The sequence below is a fragment of the Microbacterium sp. NPDC089189 genome (genome assembly GCF_040685095.1).
Classification (GTDB): Bacteria; Actinomycetota; Actinomycetes; order Actinomycetales; family Microbacteriaceae; genus Microbacterium.
This window is the reverse complement of sequence record NZ_JBFBHG010000008.1, coordinates 39469-60877: the sequence shown is the minus strand read 5'-3', so window position 1 is coordinate 60877 and position 21409 is coordinate 39469. Positions and strand designations below refer to the sequence as shown.

The window sequence follows — 21409 nt, the reverse complement described above, 5'->3', positions numbered from 1 at the left end:
CCCTGGGTGCAACGTCTTCCAGACTAACCGACCCGCCTCCGGGTCACCGGAGACGGGTCGGTCGAGGTGGATCGGGCTTACTCTCCGTCGGACGGTGCCGATGTGGAGGGATTGGGCGCCGGCGCCTGCTGGACGTTGGCCTGCGTCTGCGGCGAGCTCTCGGAGTCACGCGTGGTGCCACCGCCCGAGCCCGAGCAGGTCACCGTGTAGCTGACGATGAGCGCCTGACCCGTGTTGGTGCCCACGGTCAGATCGATCGGCCGCTCGTTGGGGCCGGCCTTGGCCGTGGACTGCCCGGTCGAGCCGAAGATGCCGTTGACGGCGGTCAGGTTGTAGCTGACGACCGAACCGGTGCCCGAGGGGCAGCTGAAGCCGTCCCAGTTGATCCGCACGGTGGAACCGGGAGCGACGGTCGACGCCGGAGCGCCGTTGACCTCGATGCGCGGGGCGCCGGGGGCGCCGATCGCGGTCTGGTCGCCGTACACGCGCAGGGTCACGGGCTGGGTCTTGGGCACGTTGCCGGACGGGCTGACCTCGTAGACGAGGCCCACCTGGTCGGGCGAGGACGCCGCGTTGCCGGTGGCGCAGGTCACGTTCTCGAGACCGGCATCCAGAGCGATGGCCGTCGCGGCGTCGCAGGACTGGCCCACGAGATCGAGCGCGTTGACGTTGACCGCTTCGGTCGTCGGCGTGGGCGTCGACGACTGGGTGGGCGTGTTCGACGCGCGCGTCTCGGTGCTGGTCGGCGCGGGGTCGGAGCCCTGGTTGCCGAACACGGCCCACACCGTGCCGCCGAGCACGATCAGCAGGAGCACGATGAGGGCGACCAGCGGCCACGTCCAGCGGCTGCGCTTCGACTTCTCGGGCTCCTCGGCGACCGTGCCGACCGCGGTGGGCGTGGGCATGAGCTGTGTCGCCGCGGAGGTGTCCCCGAGTCCGAGCAGCTGCGTGGCGTCATCGGCGGCGACGAGTCCCGTCGCGACCGCGGGCACCGCTGCCGTCGCGGCGGCGACGTCTCCGCGGCGCAGTGCGCTGGCGGCCCGGGCGACGGCGGCGGCCGAGGCCGGACGCTCCTCGGGCTTCTTGGCGATCATCGCCATGACCAGGTTCTGCACCGGGGCGGCGATGGTCGGCGGGAGCGCCGGGGGCTGCTCGTTGATCTGCGCCATCGCGATCGCGACCTGCGACTCGCCCGTGAACGGACGCTTGCCGGTGAGGCACTCGTACGCCACGATGCCGAGCGAGTAGATGTCGGTCGCGGGGGATGCGGGGTGGCCCGACGCCTGCTCGGGCGAGAGATACTGCACCGTTCCCATGACCTGGCCGGTCGCGGTCAGCGGCACCTGGTCGGCGATGCGGGCGATGCCGAAGTCGGTGATCTTGACACGGCCGTCGGGGGTGATCAGCAGGTTTCCCGGCTTGATGTCGCGGTGCACCAGCCCCGCGGCGTGGGCCGCCTGCAGGGCGGATGCGGTCTGCGCCACGATGTCGAGCGTCTTGTCGGTCGAGAGCGAGCCCTCGCGCTCGAGCACGGTCGAGAGCGCTTCGCCGGGGACGAGCTCCATGACGAGGAAGGCGGAGCCGTTCTCCTCGCCGTAGTCGAAGACGCTCGCGATGCCCTCGTGGTTGACGAGGGCCGCGTGCCGCGCTTCGGCGCGGAAGCGCTCGAGGAACCCGGGGTCCCCCATGTACTCGTCCTTGAGGATCTTGATCGCCACGGTGCGACCGATCACGTGGTCGGTGGCCTCCCAGACCTCGCCCATACCGCCAATGGCGATCCGCGAGTCCAGCTCGTAGCGTCCACCGAATGTCGCACCCTGTGTCGGCCTCATCGTCCCAGCACCGCCTCCATGACCTTCTTCGCAATGGGCGCCGCGATGGAATTACCGCTGCCCGACTGGCCTTGCCCGCCGCCGTTCTCGACCACGACCGCGATGGCGACCCGGGGGTCGTCAGCGGGGGCGTAACCCGTGAACCAGAGCGAATACGGCCGGGTGCCGCCGTTCTCGGCGGTACCGGTCTTACCGGCCACTTCGACCCCGTCTATTCTTGCATTCGACGCCACGCCCTCACTGACATTGGCGACCATCATGCTGGCCATCTCGGCCGCGAGGTCCTCGTCCAGCGCGCGGCCGAACTCGGTGGGATCGAACGTCTGCTGCACCGACAGATCCGGGCCGATCACCTGATCGACCATCTGCGGATTCATCACGATCCCGGCGTTGGCGATCGCCGCCGACACCATCGCGATCTGCAGCGGCGTGGCTCGCACGTCGCCCTGCCCGAACCCGCTGAGGGCTGCACGGTCGTCGCTGAGCGCGCGGGGGTAGGTCGACGCCGTCGACTCGAGCGGCATCGAGAACGCCGTGTTGAAGCCGTACTTCTCGGCCTCCTGGCGCATCGTCTCGCCGCCCAGCTGCGCGGCGAGCTCGGCCATCGGGATGTTGCAGCTCAGGCGCAGGGCGTCGGCGATGGTGACCGTCTCGCCCGGTCCGCACGTGCCGCCGCCGGCGTTGCTGATCGTGGTCGAGGTGCCGGGCAGCGTGTAGCTCGCCGGGTTGGGCAGCGTCGACTCGGGCGTCCACTCGCCGGTCGCGAGGGCGGCCGACACGGTGACGAGCTTGAACGTCGACCCCGGGGGGTTGAGCGTGCCCGCGATGGCGCGGTTGGACAGCGGCTGCTGCGCGTTGGCGAGGAGCTCGTTGTAGCTGGCCTGCACCGCGTCGGTGTCGTGCACCGCGAGGAGGTTCGTGTCGTACCCGGGGCTCGAGACCATGGCCAGGATGCGTCCGGTCGACGGCTCGATCGCGACGATGCCGCCCTCGAGGTCGCCGAGGGCGTCGTACGCGGCCTTCTGCACGGTCGCATCGAGCGAGAGCACGACGTTGGATCCCTGCGGTGCCTGCCCGGTGAAGATCTGCTCGACGCGCGAGAAGAACTGGGCACCGCCGGTGCCGCTCAGCTCCTGGTTCATCGCGCGCTCGATCCCGGTGGCCGAGCCGAGGGCGGCGTTGATGTAGCCGGTCACCGGCGACCACATGTCGGCGTCGGTGTAGACCCGCTGCCAGCTGAAGACGTCGTCGGAGGGGACGGAGGAGGCGATGGCGGTGCCGCTCGCGATGATCGATCCCCGCTGCACCTCGTAGGAGTCGTACAGCGCGCGCTTGTTGTAGCCGTTCTCGGCGAGGGCATCGGCCTGGAAGACCTGGATGAAGCTCGTCGAGCCGAACAGCACCAGGAACATCGCGAGCATGACGAAACTCAGTCGTCGCAGTTCTTTGCTCATCAGCCGATCACCACCCGGGGCTGGTTGCGTACCGCATCCGAGATGCGCAGGATGATCGCCACGATGATCCAGTTCGCCACGAGCGAGGATCCGCCCGCGGCGAGGAACGGCGTCGTGAGGCCCGTCAGCGGGATGACGCGCGTGACGCCGCCGACCATGATGAACACCTGCAGGGCGATCGTGAACGACAGGCCGGTGGCGAGCAGCTTGCCGAAGTCGTCTTGCCCCGCGAAGCCGACCCGCAGACCGCGGCTCGTGAACACCATGTAGAGGCAGAGGATCGCGAAGACGCCGATGAGGCCCAGTTCCTCGCCGAGGCTCGGGAAGATGTAGTCGCTCTGCGCCACGGGCGTGATCGAGGGGCGTCCCTGGCCCAGACCGGTGCCGAGCAGCCCGCCGTGCGCCAGGCCGAAGATGCCCTGCACCAGCTGGAAGCTGCCGCCGGTGCGGTCGATGATCTCGGGGTTGAAGGCGTCCAGCCAGTTGGCGAAGCGCCATCCGACGTAGGTGAGCACCTGCGATGCGGCGACGGCGCCGGCCACGGCCAGGCCCACGCCGAGCAGAACCCAGCCTGTCTTGCCGGTCGCCACGTAGAGCATGGCCACGAACATCCCGAAGATCAGCAGGCCCGTGCCGAGGTCGCGCTGCATGACGATGATGCCGAGCGAGACCAACCAGACGACCAGGATGGGGCCGAGGTCGCGGGCGCGCGGCCAGGTGATGCCGAGGAACCGCGTGCCGACCGAGGTGAGGCTCTCACGCGTGCGCACGAGGTAGCCGGCGAAGAAGATGCCGAGGGCGATCTTGGCGAGCTCGCCGGGCTGGAACGAGAAGAAGCCGAGCGACACCCAGACGTTCGCGTTCTGATTGGTTCCCAGCCCCGGCACGAACGGCAGCAGCAGCAGCACGACGCCGATGAAGCCCGACACGTAGGTGAAGCGGAACAGCACGCGGTAGTTGCGCAGCAGCAGGACGACGGCCACGGCGCCGGCGATCGCGATGCCCGCCCAGGCGAGTTGCTTGGTGGATGCGGCATCCCAGCCGGACTGGCCGATCTCGATGTCGATCCGGTAGATCATGGCGATCCCGAGACCGGTGAGCACCGTGCCGATCGGCACCACGAACGGGTCGGCCCCCGGCGCCGCGAAACGCAGCACGATGTGCAGCACGAGCGCCAGCGCCGCGAGGGCGCCCACGTAGAAGAGGAAGCTCGTGTCGATGGCGCCGAGCGCGCCCAGCTGCACGAGCGCGACGCTGGCGCCGTTGATCAGGAACGCGAAGAGCAGCAGCCCGAGTTCGCGGTTGCGCTGCTTCTGCGGCGAGCGGATGCGCTTGAGGGCGCGGACGACGGCGGTGTCGGCGGGGACCTGGGTGTCGGCGCTCATCACTCCCCCTCTGTCGGGGTCAGGCGGTCGACGATCTGGCGGGCGTCCGCCAGAGACCGCGCCGAGATCGTCGACTCGACGGTCTGCCGGTCGAAGGGGCTGAGGTCGGCCAGCACGATGTCGGTGTCCTCGTAGACGCTCGACAACGAGATCGGCCCGAGACTCTGTTGCACGCCGCGGTAGATGACGACGGAGTCGTCGTCGGCACCGACGTAGTACCGCGTCTGGGTCCAGTTGTAGCCCGCGAAGAGGGCGCCGGCGAAGGCCAGCAGGACCAGCACGAAACCGACGAGCCATCCGACACGGCGCCGGCGCGCACGGCGGCGGTCCTCCTCGATGAGCTCCTCGAGGAACTCGGGAGCGGGCTCGAAGTGCGTCGGTTCGTTGGCCGCCTGGCGGTTCGGGTGCAGCCAGGACGAGCGCCCGGGGCGTGCCGCCGGCACCACGATGCCGCTGGGGTTCGAGGCCGAACCCACGATGGCGGGCGTGCCCGAGAAGAGCGGGTGGTGGCCGCCGATGTCGACGATGACGATGGTGACGTTGTCGGGCGCACCCGCATCCAGCGTGTACTTGAGCAGGATGTCGGCCGTCCGGGCGGGGGCGAGTCCCGCCGCGAGCGCCTTCTGGGTGTGCGCGTCGTCGACGACGCCCGCGAGTCCGTCGGAGCACAGCAGCCACCGGTCGCCGGGGCGGGTGGGCATGATGAACGTGTCGACCTCGGGGTCGGGGTCCATGTCGCCGAGCACCCGCATGAGCACCGAACGCCGCGGGTGGTACCGGGCTTCCTCGGGCGTGATGCGGCCGGAGTCGACGAGGCGCTGCACGAAGGTGTGGTCGGTCGTGATCTGCGTGAGGGCGCCGTCGCGGTAGAGGTAGATGCGCGAATCGCCGATGTGGGCGATGACGGCGTAGTCCTCGACCATGAGCAGCGCGCTGACGGTCGTTCCCATGCCGGCGAGCTCGGGGCGCACCCGCACGGTGTCGATGATGTCGGCCGCGGTGTCGGTGACCGACTGCTGCAGCGCGCGCTCGGCGTCGGCGGTCGTGGCGAAGGGCCGGTCCAGCGGTGCGATCCGCGCGACGGCGAGACTCGACGCGACGTCACCGCCGGCGTGACCGCCCATGCCGTCGGCGACCACGAAGAGATTGGACCCGGCGTAACCGGAGTCCTGGTTGTTCGAGCGGACCTTCCCGGTGTGGGAGATCGCCGTGCTCGAGCCCTGGAAGACCATGCCGAGGGGTCAGCCCTGCAGCTCGAAGGTCGTCGCGCCGACCTTGATCGGAGCGCCGATGAGGATCGGCACCGGCGTCGAGACCCGCTCGCCGTCGTGCCACGTGCCGTTGGTCGAATCGAGGTCCTGCACCATCCACTGATCTCCCCAGAGCATGAGGCGGGCGTGGTGGCTGGACGTGTAGTCGTCGCGGATGACCAGGCCCGACTCGCTGGAGCGGCCGATCGTCAGCGGCTCGGTGCCCAGGGGCAGCTCGAGCCCGGCCTTCGGGCCGCTCGTGATGACGATGCGCGAGACGGCGTCGGTCGTGGCCTTGCCGCCCTTGGAGGACTTCTTGGATGCGGGGCGGGGCGGGGCGACGGGGGATGTCGCTGCGGCAGCCGGTGCGGCCGGCGCCGCTGCGGCGGCGTTCTCGGGGAGCTTGCGCACCCGCACGCCGAAGAGGTCGGCGCGCAGCGAGTAGACGACGGCGAACACGAAGAACCACAGCAGGATCAGGAATCCGATCTGCAGCAGCAGCAGGGGAAGCTCGTTCACTGGCCCTGGCCTCCCCATCGTTCGACGTCGTCGAGCGAGAACGCTCGTGTGGCGTCGTCCTGCGCGGGAGCGCTGCGCGGACCGGCGGCCTGCGCGACGACGCGGAACACGATATCGGTGCGACCGATCGTGACGGTGCCGTCGGGAGGCAGAGGGGCCTCGCCGACCTTGCGGCCGTTGAGCTTGGTGCCGTTGGTCGAGCCGAGGTCGCGCACCATCGCGCGCTCGCCGTCCCACAGGATCTCGACGTGCTTACGGCTGGTTCCCGCATCCGCGATCGTGATGTCGGCGTCGCTGCCGCGGCCGATCACGGTGCGGGCGGCGGTGAGCGGGTGTCGCTTGCCCTCGACGTCGACCACCGCGCTCCACGACACGCGCCCGGCGGCGGTGCTGGATTCGACGCGCAGCTGGCCGGTCGACAGGCGCTCGTCACGCGAGAGCGTGATGCTCAGCGGGCCGGCGAAAGAGTAGCCCTGCGCGCGCGCGTGCTTGGTGACGAGGGTCGTGAGCTCGTCCTGCAGCGCGGAGCCGAGCGCGCGCATCTTCTCGGCGTCGCCGGACGAGAGCTGCACCGTGAGCGTGTTCGGCACGAGGATGCGTTCGCGCGAGACGACGGCGGCCTTGGTGTCGAGCTCGCTGCGCAGCGCCGAAGCGATATCCACGGGCTGGATGCCGCTGCGGAAGGTCTTGGCAAACGCACCGTTGACGGCACGCTCCAGACCTCTCTCGAAGCTGTCTAGTAGTCCCACACGACTCCTCAGGCAGTCAGACCGGGTGGGACCATCGTAGTTGTCCCGCCTGGAGAGGCTATGCAGAAGAGCTGCACGCATGCCTCGCATCGGCAAGAACGACCGCGTAGGGCCGCCCACCGACCGTGATACGATCGGCAGGTTGAGTTTCGCATGCCGTCAGGCGTGCGGCACGCGCAAGTGGCGGAATAGGTAGACGCGCTGGCTTCAGGTGCCAGTGCCCGCAAGGGCGTGGGGGTTCAAGTCCCCCCTTGCGCACAGCGGGATCGGTTCGAAAGAACAGACCCAGAGTGCGTCGGAGAAGAGCCGGTCAGGGTGAGAACCCCGACCGGCTCTTCTGCTGTGGCGCCGTCCCAGGTGCGGGCGGAGACGGGCCCTCCTTTAGAGGAAGCTCGCCGTTCAGTCGGTTGCCGCGTGCACGACGGCCCAGGTGTCGGTGAACTGCTCGAAGCGCACGATCAGCCCGCCCCTCACGACGAAGTAGTGGGCCACCCGCGCGTTCAGCTCCTTGCCCGTCGTGCGGTGCGTGGCGGTGTAGCGGCCGAGCATGACGACGTTCTCGCCGTCGACGACGTAGACGTCATCGTGAGTGGTCCAGTCCGCCCAGTCGCGGCCGAGCACCTCCATCACTCCGGAGGTCACCCCGCCGGGCGTGCGGTAGGTGCCACCGAGGGGGAAGCCCGCCATCTCGGTCCACTCCACATCCGGAGCCATGGTCGAGCGGAGCGCATCGAGATCCCCGGTCGCTGCCGCGAGGTACTGGCGTCGCACGACGTCGCGCGGTGCGGGGGATGCCGTCGGGTCCTGGTGATCGCGTGCCGTCATGAGTCCGAGGGTACGAGCAGCGGACCGCGGCGAGGGCGATGGGCGCGATATCGACATGACATCCTGCCGCAAGTCACCGCGGTTCGGCCGTGAGCCCGGGATCAAGCTGAGTGTTCTTTATGCGTCGGGCGGATGGGGATCCGTCGACGCCCGCACAGGCGTACCGTCATACGTGACGCATCCCTCAGTTCCCCCAATTCGAGGGATGCTCGGCCCCCTCCGCTCCCCCCAGCTGGAGGGGGCCACTTCTTTGTCGGGGCTCCGCCGCCCGTTCGCCCCCGACGGGCGCGAGCTCAGTCCTGACGGTGATAGGCCCGGAGGACGGCATCGGCACGCGCGGCGTTGCGCGCGAGCATCGCGTCGCGCAGCTGCCGCCGGGCAGCGAGCCCGCGCTCCGACGAGTCGATGAACTCGCCGTCCTGGAGATTGCGCTCGAGCGTGAGCGCCGCCTCGCGGATGAACCGCCCCAGCACCACGTTGCCCGTCGCGATCGACAGCGTGCGGAAGAACGCACTCGAGGCCTCGGTGTGCGCGGCGCGGTCGGTCTGCAGCGACACCGCGTTCATGCGGTCGAAGGCCTCGACCAGGTCGGCGAGCTGTTGATCGGAGCAGGAGGGCAGCGCCAGGCGCAGCGCCTCGACGGTGAAGCCGACGATGAAATCGCGGGTGTCGGCGATGATCCGCTCGGTGCGCACCGTCACCCGGGTGAAGCGGTTGGCCGAGATCTCGACGAGGCCGATGCGTTCCAGGCGCTGCAGCGCCTCCCGCACGGGCGTGCGGGAGATTCCGAAGCGCGCCGCGAGATCGACGTCGCGGAGGGGCTGACCGGGATCCAAGCGCCCATCGCGGATGGCGCGACCGAGCAGCTCGAAGACTTCGTCTCCGAGCACAGGGCGTCGACCTGACGGCCGTGCGGTTCGGGTTTCGCGGGCCATGGCCGCACCAGTGTATGCCGCTCGTTCACCGGTTTCGGCGGTCGAATCCGTGCATTCACGCAAAGAAATCTGTGTCGGCGCGCGGCCCTCAGACAGTAGAGTGATCGCTGTCGCGTTCCGCGCGACATATCCGGGGGGATCCGTCGACGCCCGGGCCTGTGAGCACTGCTCGGCCCGGGCGTCAATGGTTAACGGGGTGAGTCAGCGGCGCAACGATTGCGTCACCATCCGCAATATGCTCGCTTCCTGGACTTTTCGCAGGTACGGTGGAAGTTCACTGGCGCAGAGAGTGCCGGCTGACACAGTAAGGCAAGGCATGAGCACGACAGGTATCGTCAAGTGGTTCAACTCCGAAAAGGGCTTCGGCTTCATCGCTCCCGATGAGGGGGGCGCCGACGTGTTCGCGCACTTCAGCGCGATCGAAGGCAACGGCTACCGCTCGCTGGAAGAAAACCAGCGCGTGGAGTTCGATGTGGAGCAGGGCCCCAAGGGTCTGCAGGCGGCGAGCATCCGCCCGCTCTGAGAGCAACGAGCGAAGGGGCGGGGTGCACATGCACCCCGCCCCTTCGTCGTCTCCGCGCGACGTCCGGCGTTATGACGGCTTACGGATGAGCTCGAGCCCGGCGCCGGCGAACTGCCGCAGCGTGGCGGTGGGCAGGAACGCCCGCGTGAGCCCCAGACCGACGCGGGTGAGGTCGCTCTCGTCGCGGAACAAGAGGTACATGGTCTCGTAGCGCGGGTGGAACTTCTCTTTGAAGCGGTGCAGCGACTGGAACCCGTAGACCGGCTCGAGCGCTTCGGCGAGGCCGGTGCTGAGGTCGGCGATGATCCCGGCGTCCGGCGGATAGTCGTGAGCCAGCGGGGCTCCCGAGAGCGACATGATCTGCGCGCCCTCTTCGGAGAAGGCCTTGGCGGAGGAGCCGATGAGGAACTCCATGACCGGGCCGAACCCGCCGTCGCGGCGGCGCATCAGATCCAGCGTCCAGCCGCGGATCGTGCCGCCCTCGCCGTAGACGGGCAGCCACGACAGGAACCCGTCGATGTCGCCGCGCGGTGAGACCGCGAGGGCGAGCCGCACCTCCGGGTCCTCCGCCTCGCCGAGCGTTCCCAGCGTGAAGCTCATCTCGGGCAGACCCTTGTCGCCCACCCAGCTCTCCGAGATCGCCCGCAGCTGCTGGCGCACGCCCCACGATTCGTCGCCGAGGCGCGTCATGCGGAAGGTCATCTCCTCGCGGCCGGCGCGGTTGATCGAGGTGCGCACCGCGCCCCACGCCTTGCCGGTGAACTCGAGCCCGGGCAGATCGACGATCGTGTCGTCGGCGACGACCAGTGCGCGCCAGGACGACGGCACCGCATCCCGCGTCTCGTCGCCCGCGCTGAAGAAGCAGGGCACGTGGCCGGCGTGCTCGGCCGCGGTGATGAACGAGCGGATGGCCGCGGTGCGTCCTTCGGCGGGGCCGATCGGGTCGGCGAGCACGATCGCCACGCCCGCGCGGATCTGGTAGGCGAAGATGTGGTCGCCGAAGCGGGCGTAGCGGTTGCCCTCCCACGTCGACATCCACGAGAGCGTGCCGCCGCCGAAGGTGTGCAGCTGCTCCTTCACATCGGCGAGCGAGACCGGCTGCTCGCCGATGCGCGAGCGCCGTCGCGCGCGGAACGCGCCGCGCACCCACAGCAGATAGCCGAGCATGAGCAGCCAGGTGACGTTGATGGCGAGCGAGAGGGATGGGTCGCCGGCCAGCGCGTCCTCCGCCTCGGTCCAACCGACCAGGGCGATGACGGCGAGCGTCGCGACGAGGGTCAGGACGTTGATGGCGGTGAGGATGATGCCGAGCACCCACGCCCAGCGCCGCCCACGGCGCAGCCCGTTGGCGATGAACACGATGACGACGAGGTCGATTGCGACGTCGATGAACGACCCCGAGGCGGGCGAGGTCGGACCGAACGGGCCGTCGGTGGGCACAACCAGCACGATCATCTCGAAGATGCCGAACATGCAGAGACCGAGGAAGGCGATGAGCCGCTGCTCGCGCACGGTCGTCTTCTGGATGCGCAGGCTGCGGTCGACGAACAGCACCAGCACGACGGCCATCAGGTGCTCGATGTCATCGAGCGTGCCCCAGAACAGCATCGTGACGAACACGTACGCGAGCAGCACCAACCACGCTCGCACGCGCCAGGGCACGCGGAACAGGCTGATCGCTGCGGCGATGCAGGCGAACGTGCCGCCCGAGGGTCCGACGTCGAGAGCCTGGCCCTGCGTGATCGCCCACTCCCATCCGGTGAGGCCGAGGGCCCACAGCAGGCCGGCCGCCGACAGCACCGCGAACAGCTGACCGCCGGCGAAGTACGCGAGCGCGACGCGGGTGCCGCGGCGGAACTCGAGGTAGCCCATCCCCGCGAAACTCACCAGGGCCAGCGGGTACACCCACGGGTGCCCGACGAGGAACGTGCCCGTGACGGGCGTCCACCATCGCCCGGCCTCGAGGGCGGGCAGGCCGTATCCGAACACCTGCAGCCCGGGGTTGTCGGCGAACGCCGAGAGGAAGGACCCCGTGGCGATGCCGATCGCGATGATCGCGACGACGAGTGTGAGGGTGGCCGGGATGCGGCGCGGGATGCGCACAAGCTGCGCCGTGCGCTGTCGGTCGGGTGCCTCGGCCGTCGTCATGCGATCACCCTATCGACGCGCCCCGCACCGGGTCAGTCTCCCTCGGGGCCCACGAGCAGGAGTGCCCGCAAGGCGGCGGCATCGTCGACGACGGCCTGCGCCCCGTCGGCCTCGTGCGGCCAGCTGAAGCCCCACCGCACGAAGATCACCGGCACGCCGTTGGCCATGCCGCCGTCGACGTCGTGATGGCGGTCGCCGATGAGGACGGGGCGGGAGATGTCGGCGCCGGCCGCCTGCATCCGCCGGAGGGCCTCGGCGACGATGTCGGCCTTGGTCGCGAGCGTCTTCTCGTCGAGCGTCGCGCCCGTGATCGCGGTCATGTGCTCGGTGAGTCCGAAGTGCTCCATGAGCGCGACGACCTGCACCTCGGGCTTGGAGCTGGCCGTGCCCTGCGGGATGCCGGCGGCCGCCAGATCGGCGACGAGGCCGGCCACGCCCGGGTACAGCTTGGCGCCGGTCGTGTAGCCGTCGGCGCGCCCGAGGGTGCGGTAGAACGTCACGGCCTCGGTCGCGCCCGCGGGCGTCATGCCCGCGTGGTGCTGGAAGGATTCGTACAGCGGCGGGCCGATCCAGTGCACGAGCTCCGCGCGGGTGGGTGCGGGGAGCCCGAAGTGGGTGAGCGTGATGCTCAGGCGGCGCAGGATCCCGTCGGATGCGTCGACGAGCGTGCCGTCGACGTCCCAGAGGATGCAGGAGAACGGGGATCCGGTGGGCATGCCTCTACGGTATCCGAGCGCGCGCGGCCCGCCGCGCTCAGAACAGGCGCGGAACGCCCGACTCGATGCCCTTCATGCCCTCGTAGTCGAGGGTCACACAGCGGATGCCGCGGTCGGTCGCGAGCACGCGTGCCTGGGGCTTGATCTCCTGCGCGGCGAAGACGCCGCGCACCGGGGCGAGGTGCGGATCGCGGCCGAGGAGCTCGAGGTAGCGGGTGAGCTGCTCGACGCCGTCGATGTCGCCGCGGCGCTTCACCTCGACCGCGACGGTGCCGCCCGCGGGGTCGCGCAGCAGCAGGTCCACCGGGCCGATCGCCGTGGGGAACTCGCGGCGGACGAGGGTCAGATCGTCGCCGATGACCTCGACCTGTTCGGCGAGCAGGCGCTGCAGGTCGGCCTCCACGCCGTCCTTCTGCAGACCCGGGTCGACACCCAGTTCGTGCGAGGAGTCGTGCAGGATCTCGTAGACGCGCACGAGCAGCGCGTCACCGGTCTTGGTGTGCGTCACCCGCCACTGCTCGATGACACCGGCGCCCGCCGCATCCTCATCCGGCTCCTCGACGCGCAGCGTGCACGGCGGGCTCATCCAGTTGAGGGGCGCGTGTTGTACGTCTCGATGGAACGCGACCGTGCCGTCGGCCTTGACCATGATCAGCCGGGTCGCGAGCGGGAGATGTGTCTTGAGGCGACCGGTGTAGTCGACGGAGCAACGGGCTATGACGAGGCGCACCTATCCATTGTCCCAAGACCTGCGGTCGGTCGCTGACAGCGGCCGACCCGAGCGTCGGGTTCAGGTGAGTCCGCTTGCCGCTCCGCCGTGCACCGTCAGAATCTCGCCGTTGGTGAATGCTGCGCCGAGGGCCAGCCACTGCACGGCATCCGCGACATCATCCGCGGCGCCCAACCGGCGCTGCGGGATGGTCTCGAGCATCCCGTGGGTCGCTTCATCCACAGTGATTCCGTGTGCCTGCGCGATGCTCTCGAGTTCCGCCTGCCCCATGTCGGTGTGGATGAAGCCGGGCGCTACGGCGTTGACGCGCACGCCCAGAGGGCCGAGTTCCGCTGCGAGCAGTCGCGTCAGTCCCGTCACGCCGTGCTTCGTGACCACGTAGGCGCCGTAGTACGCGGAGCCACCCAACCCGAGAGTCGAGGTGGTGTTGACGACTGCTCCTCGATTCTTACTGAGTTCGGGGAGCGCCGCTCGAATCATCCGAACGGCGCCCATGACGTTGACGTTCCATGAGAGGTTCCACAGATCCTCGTCGAACTCCGCGAACGCGCCGGCACCTGCGCTCGTCCCCGCGTTGTTGACCAGGACGTCGATCCTGCCGAACCGGGCCATGGCGATGCTCACGGTGCGAGCGACATCGGTTCCGCTCGTGCTGTCGCACGCGACGGCGATGCTGTCGGCTCCGAGCTCGCGCGCAAGGTGCGCCGTCTCCTCCAGCTCGGCGCTGGTCTCGGGGGTGGGGGCGCCGGTCGGGCTGGTGCGGCCGAGGTCGGTCACCACGGTCTTCACACCGGCGGCGGCGAAGCGCAGAGCGATCGCCCGACCCATGCCTCGTGCTCGCCCAGCGCCCGTGATGATCGCGACCTTGTCGGTCGTGGGGGTCTCATCCAGTGTCATCGCATCCTCATCCATGATTGCTCGCTCGTTGCCGTGATCGTGTCGGACCGGCTGCCGGTCGAGTCGACTTCTTGCGTCGGCGGGCCCGGCGTCGACGCTAGCATAAAAATAACCGCATGGATATTTTCATCGCACGCCGCGGATGAAGGCGAGCAGGGAAGCGCCGCCCAGGGTCGCCGCGATCGCGAAGGGCAGGAGCGCGCCGTAGCCGCCGAAGCCGGCGATCACAATGCTCCCGAGAACGGCACCGAGGGTCTGCGGCAGGGTCGTGGTGATGTTGATGATGCCCAGATCCTTCCCGGCCTGATCGGGCGCGGGGAGCACGAGGGTGATGAGGACGAGGTCCACGGAGAGGAAGATGCCGAGTCCGAGGCCGGAGAACAGGGAGCAGACGATCATGGATTCGAGGGTCGGTGAGATCAGAGGGGCGAGCATGCCGAGGGATATCAGCCCCGCAGCCATGTAGATGAGGGGTCGCGTTCGCTGCAGCTTCTGCACCAGGATGCCCGCAGCGACGGTGCCGGTGAGCACCCCGACGAGATCGAAGAGACTCAGAACCGGCACGACCGCAAGGGCGCCGTCTTCGAGGCCGATGTAGTCCTGGAGGATGAAGAGCAGATAGATCTGCACGGGGTAAGCGCCCGTGAAGAGGAGGAACCGTCCTGCGAAGGCGAGGGCGAAGTTCGGATGGCGGACGGGGTTGACCCAGAACGTCTCGAGGATCGAGCGCACCCGAACGGGCAGGCGCGGCACATCGGCATTCGACTGGGAGTTCGTCAGAGCGAACGTGATCACAAGGGCTGCGAGGACGATGCTCACGACCATGTAGCCGAAGAACACCGCGCCGCCGAACTGGGCTCCGACGATCTGGCCTATCACTGTGCCCATCAGCTGCGCCGCCCCGTAGGCCGCAGAGAACGCCCCCCGCCGAGCGATGGGCACGCGGTCCGGGATGTAGGCGCTCACCGGGGTGAGGATGAAGTTGGTGCTCACCTGCAGAGCCACGATCCACAGCAGGAGGCTCGAGATCGAGGCGGCGGAACCTGCGAGCACGGAGAAGACCACCGTGGCCAGCGCAGCCGCAATAAGCCACGGCTCTCGACCTCCCATCCGGGTTCGCGTGCGATCGGTCACGGCGCCCGCGATCGGCGCCGAGACCATCGATGCGACGGCGCCGACGCCCACGACGAGAGCGAGCGCACTGTCCTGGTGTGCCGGATCGAGTGCCTGAACCTGGATGGGGAGCATGATGAACTGCGCCGCACCCCAGAAGAGGGAGAAACTGAAGATCGCGAACGGGAGCGTCACCAAGAGGCGTCGCAGTCCGGGCGCCTGCGTGTGAGGACCTGGGCGGCTGTTCCCGCGGACTGTTTCCCGAGATGCGCCATCGCGCTGATCTGCATTCGCCGGCATCGCTTGCTCCCTCATGAGACACGGGCGCTCTCGACGCGAGAAGCGCAACCGACCCCGGGTCGGGTATGGGGATGCTAGCTCAAAATATCCACTTGGATGTCCGAGTGGATATTTTCACGGCGCCGAGATCACGCGTCGCGAGGCGGCGGGGGAGCCAGGAGCTGATCCACCAGACGCATGGCTTCCGAGAAATCGACCTCCGGGTCGATGAGCCACTGCGTCGACAGGCCGTCGCTGATGGCCACGATGACGGCCGCGGCGGATTCGACGGCGATGTCGTCGCGGACCAGGCCAGACGCTTGTCCTTCCCGCAGGATCGCCACGACCTCGCTTCTCATGTCGCGGAAGCGCTCGGCGAAGAACGGACGCGAATCGGCATTCTCCCGCTCGAGCGCACGCGCGATCATCGTCACGTACAGCGGCATCAGCCCGGGTTGACCCATGACGACGTGAGCGATGGCTGCAGCAAAGCCCGCCGCGCTCCTCTCGCCTTCGCCTTCGCCGGCGAGCCTCTCGCGTCCGCGAGCGTCCGCCTGTCGGAGCACCTCGAGAAAGAGTCGCTCGCGCGAGCCGAAGTGGTGGCGCAGGACCGGGTGGGTGACCCCGAGTGCATCGGCGATCGATCGCAACGACGTCCGATCGGAGCCGAGCTCGTTGAAGACATCCAGCGCCTGATCGATGATCTGCTGACGTCGCAGCGCGCTCTTCGCGTACGGACCGCGTGGGGAACCGCCGACCACTCCAGACTCCTGATCTCTTGCGCGAACGATGCTCGCCGTTCAGCTCTACCTTAGCCCTCGCGGCGAATGAAAATAACCGGCCGGATAATTTCATGCTAGCCTCACGTTCGAGGGTGAACGACGCCTCTCCCGTTCGTCGACAGGAATCCCATGCCAGACACATCAGAGTTCCCACCCGGTCACGCTCGACGTCGCACGACGGGTCCCGACTGGTGGCGGCAGGCGGCCGTGTACCAGATCTATCCGAGGAGTTTCGCCGATGCGAACGGCGACGGAGTCGGAGACCTGCGCGGAGCGCTCTCTCGCGTCGAGTACCTGGGCACCCTCGGAGTGGATGCGGTGTGGCTCAGCCCGTTCTATCCGTCGCAGCTCAACGATGGCGGGTACGACGTCGACGACTATCGGGACATCGATCCCGTCATCGGGACGCTCGATGACTTCGATGCGCTCGTCGAGGCACTCCATGAGCGGGGCATCAAGGTCATCGTCGACATCGTTCCGAACCACAGCTCCGATCGGCACGAGTGGTTCCAAGAAGCACTCGAGGCGGGGCGCGGCTCGGATGCGCGTGACCGATACATCTTCCGTGAGGGGCGCGGAGAGGGCGGTGAGCTTCCGCCGACGGACTGGCTTGCTCTCTTCGGAGGGCCCGCGTGGACTCGCGTGGACGACGGGCAGTGGTATCTGCATCTGTTCACGTCCCACCAGCCGGATTGGAACTGGGACCGCGAGGACGTCCGCGAGGACTTCCTGCGCACGCTCCGGTTCTGGGGTGATCGGGGCGTCGACGGCTTCCGGGTGGATGTGGCCATGGGCATGGCGAAGGACCTCAGCGAGCCGCTCCCCCCGTGGAGCCAGATCGCGCCAGGGCTCGCGATCCTGAAGGGCTCGATCTTCGACGACCCTTTCGCGGAGGGGGCGCATCCGCTCTTCGACCGCGACGAGGTGCACGACATCTACGCAGGATGGCGGGAGGTGTTCGACCGGTACGACCCCCCGCTGTTCGGCGTTGCGGAAGCGTGGGTGCGGCCTCATCGTCGCGTTCGGTACGCGAGCCCGGAGGGCCTGGGGCAGGCGTTCAACTTCGACCTGCTGACGGCACCCTGGAACGCGAAAGCGGTACGCAGCATCGTGCAGCACAATCTCGATCTCGCTGCGCAGTCCGGCAGTTCGAGCACCTGGGTCTTCTCCAACCATGACGTGGTCCGCCACGCGACGCGGCTCGCTCTCCCGGAGGGTGCTGACCCTCGACGCATCCCCCCTCTCGAGAGCGCCGCCGTTGCGCTCGGCCTGCAGCGTGCAACCGCCGCGACGATGCTCTCCTTCGCCCTGCCCGGCAGTGCCTATCTGTACCAGGGTGAAGAGCTCGGTCTCCCCGAAGTGACCGAACTGCCCGCGGAGCACTGGCAGGATCCGATGGCTCGCCTCGACGACGGCATCGCGATCACGCGAGATGGCTGCCGGGTGCCCCTGCCGTGGACCTCGGATGGGCCGTCCTTCGGCTTCGGCGACCATGCGCCACATCTTCCTCAGCCGGAGTGGTTCGGTTCGCTCTCCGCCCACGACCAGTCGACCGACGCCGCCTCGACTCTGTCCCTCTACCGCTCCGCGTTGCAGCTTCGCCGCCAGCTGCAGTGCGAGGAAACCGCCGTCTGGCTGGACCTCGGTGGCGATGTCCTCGCCTTCTCGCGCGCGAACGGCTGGACGTCCATCACCAATTTCGGTACACCTCCCGTGGCCCTGCCGCCCGGACGTGTCCTCCTCTCTTCGCTCCCCCTCACTCCCGAGGGGCTCCTGCCAGGCAACTCCACCGTCTGGCTCGACGCGAGCACAACGATCCGGTAGTCAACGACCCTCGAAGGACCCTCCATGAACATTCCGACCTCGGCCCCTTCGGTCGATCGTCCCGCTGTCATCATCGGCGCAGGCCCGGCAGGCCTGGCTGCGGCCAGGGCTCTGCGTGCGCGCAGCATCCCTTACGTGCAGCTCGAACGTCATTCGGACGTCGGCGGAATCTGGGATCTCGACAATCCCGGGACGCCAATGTACAGATCGGCGCACTTCATCTCCTCGCGCGACAAGTCCGGCTTCTTCGACGAGCCGATGCCGTCCCGCTTCGGCGACTATCCGAACAGGGGTGAGATCCTCGAGTACACGAGGAGCTTCGCCGACGCGTACGGATTGCGCGACAGCATCCGATTCAACACGAGCGTGAGCGCTGTCGCTCAGGACGACGGCACCGGCGAATGGACGGTCACGACGTCCGACGGCACGATCCAGGCAAGCGCAGTCATCTCCTGCACCGGGGTCACGTGGGACCCGAAGATGCCCGATGTCGAGGGCGCCGCCGAGTTCGGCGGAGAGATCCGACACTCCGTCAGCTATGTCGATCCGAAGGAGTTCGAGGGAAAGCGAGTGCTCATCGTCGGCCTGGGCAACTCCGGCGCAGACATCGCCTGCGATGCCGCGGCACACGCGGAGAAGGCTTTCATCAGCACTCGACGCGGATACCACTTCATCCCCAAGCACATCATGGGGAACCCGTCCGACTCGTCCGAGAGTCTTCCCATCTGGGCAGAGCGCGCGCTCTACCGTTTCGTATCGCCGATCATCATCGGAGACATACGCAAATGGGGACTTCCCCGGCCCGATCACAAGCTGTTCGAATCCCACCCGCTCATCAACACGCAGCTCCTGCACTATCTGCAGCACGGTGACATCACGGCACGGCCCGGAATCGCGAGGCTGGATGCGTCCGGGGTGGTTTTCACGGACGGAACACGCGAAGAGGTGGACCTCATCCTCTTCGCGACCGGATACAACATGTCCATCCCGTATCTTCCCCGGGACTACGTCGAGTGGGTGGGTGGCCGCCCCAAGCTGTACCTCAACGCCTTCGCACAGCGTCCAGGGCTCTTCGGAGTCAGCTACATCGAGGTCAATTCCAGCGCGTACACACTCTTCGATCGCATCGCGCACCTGATCGCAGAGCACCTGTCGGACACCCGGTCGAACACTCCGCGTGCCGCACGATTCCGTCAGGTCGTCAAGACCCACAACCCGGATCTGTCGGGCGGCATCTCATTCGTCGGGAGCGACCGTCACGCCACCTATGTGGAGGTCCGTGCGTACAAGCGCGAACTGCGTCGCGTGGCTCGGAGGATGGGATGGCCTGATCTCGAACCGCGCTTTTTCTCCTCCTTGCGCAGGACGCGGACCGCGGCGAAGCAGGAGGCGTGAGCGTCGACCTCGTCGGCGCACTCGCTGCGCTCGCGCTGGCGGACAGCATCAGCCTCGGGACGCTGCTGATCCCCGTCCTCTTCCTCGTCGCGCCCCGCGTGCGTCCGAGCCGGATCCTCATCTACCTCGCCACCATCGGCAGCTTCTACTTCGTCGTCGGAGGCGTGGCCGCCTGGGGCGTCGCCCAGGTGCCTTCCTCGAAAGCGGGCCTGTTCACCACCCCCGCTGTGTCCGCGATCCAACTCGTGCTCGGCGGCGCGATCGTCGGCGGCGCGATCGTCGCGCTGCGCAGGGTCGGGCTCGAGCGGGCACGGAGCTCGGAGAGCGCGACAGCGGGGCGTCTGGCCCCCTCCCGTCGCCTGGCCCGTTGGCGGCACGCAGCCGTGGCCGACCCGTCGGGGAAGCAAGTCGTGCTGATCGCGCTCGGGGCCGGACTGATCGAACTCGCGACCATGGTGCCGTACCTCGCCGCGATCGGGATGGTTTCCTCGTCGGGCGCAGCGACCGGAACCCGCGTTGCTTTGCTCGCTGGATACTGCGCCCTCATGGTGACCCCCGCCCTCCTTCTGCTCGCGCTTCGACTGACTCTGCGATCGAAGGTCGAAACGCATCTTCAGCGCCTCGCCTCCTGGATGGAACGCACCGGCGCGGAGAACACCGCATGGATCCTCATCGTCGTGGGCGGACTCCTCGTGCGAGACGCTCTGCAGCGTCTGCAAATCCTCGAGTGGCTCGGGGGCCTGTTCGAGTAGGCGGGGTCGGCCGGCGGCCGCTCAGACGTCGACGCGCTCGGGGCGACGCTCCGCGAGCGGCTTCGCGGCGCCCGAGAACAGCCCCGACGCGATGATCAGCCCGACGATGACGAAGAGCGTGTTCAGGAGTCCGATGTGCTCGCTGATGAAGCCGAGGATGGGCGGGCCGCAGAGGAACGCGACGTAGCCGATCGTGGCGGTCGCGCTCACGCGTGCCGCGGCTCCCACGGGGTCGTCGCCCGCCGCCGACATGCCCAGGGGGAATCCGAGCGAGGCGCCGACGCCCCAGAGGGCCGCCCCGACGAAGACGAGCGGCACGTTCGGGGCGAGGATGAACAGCAGGAGCCCGGCGGCCGCCGTGGCGGCGAGGACCCGCAGCACCATCACGCGCCCGAAGCGGTCGACGAGCGGACCGCCGAACACGCGCACCACCGTCATCGCGATCGAGAAGACGGTCAGTGCCGCGGCGCCCATCGCCTCGGGTGCGCCGTGCCCTTCGACGACGGCCAGGGGCAACCAGTCGTTGGCGCCGCCTTCGGCGAACGCCATCCCGAGCATGATGACGCCCAGGGCGTAGGTGCGCGGCTCCTTCCAGGCGCTCAACGCGGTGCTGAGCCGGTTGCGCCAGCCCGTGGGGGTCGGAGCGGTCTCCTCATCCATGCTCATGTCGCGCACGGGCACGTTCGCGACGCTCACGACGGCGAGCAGCAGGATGACGCCGGCGACGACGCCGGTGTGCACCATGACGCTGGTCTGCCAGGCGGCGGCCAGCACGCCCAGGCTCGCTCCGATCACGGTGCCGAAACTGAAGAACGCGTGGAACAGGGGGAGGATCGTGCGCCCGGTGGTCTTCTCGATGGCGGCGCCCTCGACGTTCATCATCACGTCGAGCGAGCCGTTGCCCACGCCGAAGAGCGCGAGGCCCAGCATCACGACGCCGTACGAGTGGACGACATCGGTGCCGAAGCCGATGACGCCGAGACCGGCGGTGACGGCCAGCAGTGCGCCCAGCATCCCCTTGCGGGCGCCGAGTCGCGCGAGCACGAGGGGGCTCAGCGACAGGCCGATGATGGAGGCCACCCCCATGCCGAGCAGGAGCATGCCGACCTGGATGTTGTCGATCTCGAGCGACGACTTGATCGCCGGAACCCGCGACGCCCACGTCGCGATGCTGAGACCGCTCGCCAGGAAGATCGCGAAGATCGCCGTCCGCCACCGGACGAGCTGAGAACGGGACAACGCTGTTTCCATGGTGCTCAGCGTACCGAATCGATTCGATGGCGAACAACGGAGGGGTTACC

19 protein-coding genes and 1 tRNA gene are annotated in these 21409 nt (G+C 68.4%); 5 read left to right on the top strand and 15 right to left on the bottom strand.

The genetic code is table 11. The features are described from left to right. Positions 1-77 precede the first annotated feature (77 nt). Genes AB0N73_RS06390 through AB0N73_RS06365 form a run of 6 tightly spaced genes read right to left on the bottom strand, consistent with a single transcriptional unit; the run spans position 78 to position 7189 of the window. Positions 78-1832, bottom strand: coding sequence for a serine/threonine protein kinase (locus AB0N73_RS06390; RefSeq protein ID WP_363561542.1), 1755 nt, complete (start codon positions 1830-1832; stop codon positions 78-80). Beyond that, the gene (locus tag AB0N73_RS06385) at positions 1829-3286 is read right to left on the bottom strand and encodes a penicillin-binding transpeptidase domain-containing protein (protein WP_363561540.1); all 1458 of its coding nucleotides are present in this window, start codon (positions 3284-3286) and stop codon (positions 1829-1831) included. Before AB0N73_RS06385 ends, AB0N73_RS06390 begins: the two co-directional genes overlap by 4 nt. Beyond that, a complete protein-coding gene (locus tag AB0N73_RS06380; RefSeq protein WP_363561538.1) occupies positions 3286-4671 on the bottom strand; it encodes an FtsW/RodA/SpoVE family cell cycle protein in 1386 nt (461 codons plus the stop codon). Before AB0N73_RS06380 ends, AB0N73_RS06385 begins: the two co-directional genes overlap by 1 nt. Then, the gene (locus AB0N73_RS06375; protein ID WP_363561536.1) at positions 4671-5903 is read right to left on the bottom strand and encodes a PP2C family serine/threonine-protein phosphatase; all 1233 of its coding nucleotides are present in this window, start codon (positions 5901-5903) and stop codon (positions 4671-4673) included. Before AB0N73_RS06375 ends, AB0N73_RS06380 begins: the two co-directional genes overlap by 1 nt. Positions 5904-5912: 9 nt before the next feature. Then, a complete protein-coding gene (locus AB0N73_RS06370) occupies positions 5913-6440 on the bottom strand; it encodes an FHA domain-containing protein (RefSeq protein WP_363561534.1) in 528 nt (175 codons plus the stop codon). After that, a complete protein-coding gene (locus AB0N73_RS06365; protein WP_363561532.1) occupies positions 6437-7189 on the bottom strand; it encodes a DUF3662 and FHA domain-containing protein in 753 nt (250 codons plus the stop codon). The genes AB0N73_RS06370 and AB0N73_RS06365 overlap by 4 nt, the downstream gene beginning before the upstream one ends. Positions 7190-7363: 174 nt before the next feature. Between AB0N73_RS06365 and AB0N73_RS06360 the strand changes: the two genes are divergently transcribed. Further along, positions 7364-7447, top strand: a tRNA-Leu gene (locus AB0N73_RS06360). Positions 7448-7588: 141 nt separating this feature from the next. Here the strand turns inward: AB0N73_RS06360 and AB0N73_RS06355 are convergent. Continuing rightward, a complete protein-coding gene (locus AB0N73_RS06355; RefSeq protein WP_363561530.1) occupies positions 7589-8014 on the bottom strand; it encodes a nuclear transport factor 2 family protein in 426 nt (141 codons plus the stop codon). Positions 8015-8307: 293 nt separating this feature from the next. Next, positions 8308-8904 carry a GntR family transcriptional regulator gene (locus AB0N73_RS06350; protein ID WP_363561528.1) on the bottom strand — a complete coding sequence of 199 codons (597 nt, stop codon included), beginning with the start codon at positions 8902-8904 and terminating at the stop codon, positions 8308-8310. Positions 8905-9265: 361 nt separating this feature from the next. Here AB0N73_RS06350 and AB0N73_RS06345 point away from each other — a divergent pair, with 361 nt between their 5' ends. Continuing rightward, positions 9266-9472 carry a cold-shock protein gene (locus tag AB0N73_RS06345; protein WP_363561526.1) on the top strand — a complete coding sequence of 69 codons (207 nt, stop codon included), beginning with the start codon at positions 9266-9268 and terminating at the stop codon, positions 9470-9472. Positions 9473-9541: 69 nt separating this feature from the next. Here AB0N73_RS06345 and AB0N73_RS06340 read toward each other — a convergent pair whose 3' ends face one another. From AB0N73_RS06340 to AB0N73_RS06315, 6 genes are all read right to left on the bottom strand, one after another. Further along, the gene (locus AB0N73_RS06340) at positions 9542-11620 is read right to left on the bottom strand and encodes a DUF2156 domain-containing protein (RefSeq protein WP_363561524.1); all 2079 of its coding nucleotides are present in this window, start codon (positions 11618-11620) and stop codon (positions 9542-9544) included. Between the two features lie 32 nt (positions 11621-11652). Next, positions 11653-12336: an HAD hydrolase-like protein gene (locus tag AB0N73_RS06335; protein WP_363561522.1), complete on the bottom strand. Its 684-nt coding sequence runs from the start codon at positions 12334-12336 to the stop codon at positions 11653-11655. 37 nt (positions 12337-12373) lie between these two features. After that, entirely contained in the window at positions 12374-13066 is a 693-nt protein-coding gene (gene nucS / locus AB0N73_RS06330; protein ID WP_363561520.1) for an endonuclease NucS, read from the bottom strand. 60 nt (positions 13067-13126) lie between these two features. Next, entirely contained in the window at positions 13127-13963 is an 837-nt protein-coding gene (locus AB0N73_RS06325; RefSeq protein WP_363561518.1) for an SDR family oxidoreductase, read from the bottom strand. Positions 13964-14089: 126 nt separating this feature from the next. Then, the gene (locus AB0N73_RS06320) at positions 14090-15271 is read right to left on the bottom strand and encodes an MFS transporter (RefSeq protein ID WP_363561516.1); all 1182 of its coding nucleotides are present in this window, start codon (positions 15269-15271) and stop codon (positions 14090-14092) included. Between the two features lie 233 nt (positions 15272-15504). Further along, on the bottom strand, positions 15505-16116 hold the full coding sequence (locus AB0N73_RS06315) for a TetR/AcrR family transcriptional regulator (RefSeq protein WP_363561514.1): 612 nt from the start codon (positions 16114-16116) through the stop codon (positions 15505-15507). A gap of 150 nt (positions 16117-16266) precedes the next feature. Between AB0N73_RS06315 and AB0N73_RS06310 the strand changes: the two genes are divergently transcribed. Genes AB0N73_RS06310 through AB0N73_RS06300 form a run of 3 tightly spaced genes read left to right on the top strand, consistent with a single transcriptional unit; the run spans position 16267 to position 20108 of the window. After that, positions 16267-17961, top strand: a complete 1695-nt coding sequence (locus AB0N73_RS06310; RefSeq protein ID WP_363561512.1) for a glycoside hydrolase family 13 protein — start codon at positions 16267-16269, stop codon at positions 17959-17961. A gap of 24 nt (positions 17962-17985) precedes the next feature. Continuing rightward, a complete protein-coding gene (locus AB0N73_RS06305) occupies positions 17986-19356 on the top strand; it encodes an NAD(P)-binding domain-containing protein (RefSeq protein WP_363561510.1) in 1371 nt (456 codons plus the stop codon). Beyond that, positions 19353-20108, top strand: coding sequence for a GAP family protein (locus AB0N73_RS06300; protein ID WP_363561508.1), 756 nt, complete (start codon positions 19353-19355; stop codon positions 20106-20108). Before AB0N73_RS06305 ends, AB0N73_RS06300 begins: the two co-directional genes overlap by 4 nt. A 21-nt stretch (positions 20109-20129) precedes the next feature. On the opposite strand, the gene AB0N73_RS06295 is transcribed toward AB0N73_RS06300, so the two are convergent. Continuing rightward, entirely contained in the window at positions 20130-21359 is a 1230-nt protein-coding gene (locus tag AB0N73_RS06295; protein WP_363561506.1) for an MFS transporter, read from the bottom strand. Positions 21360-21409 lie beyond the last annotated feature (50 nt).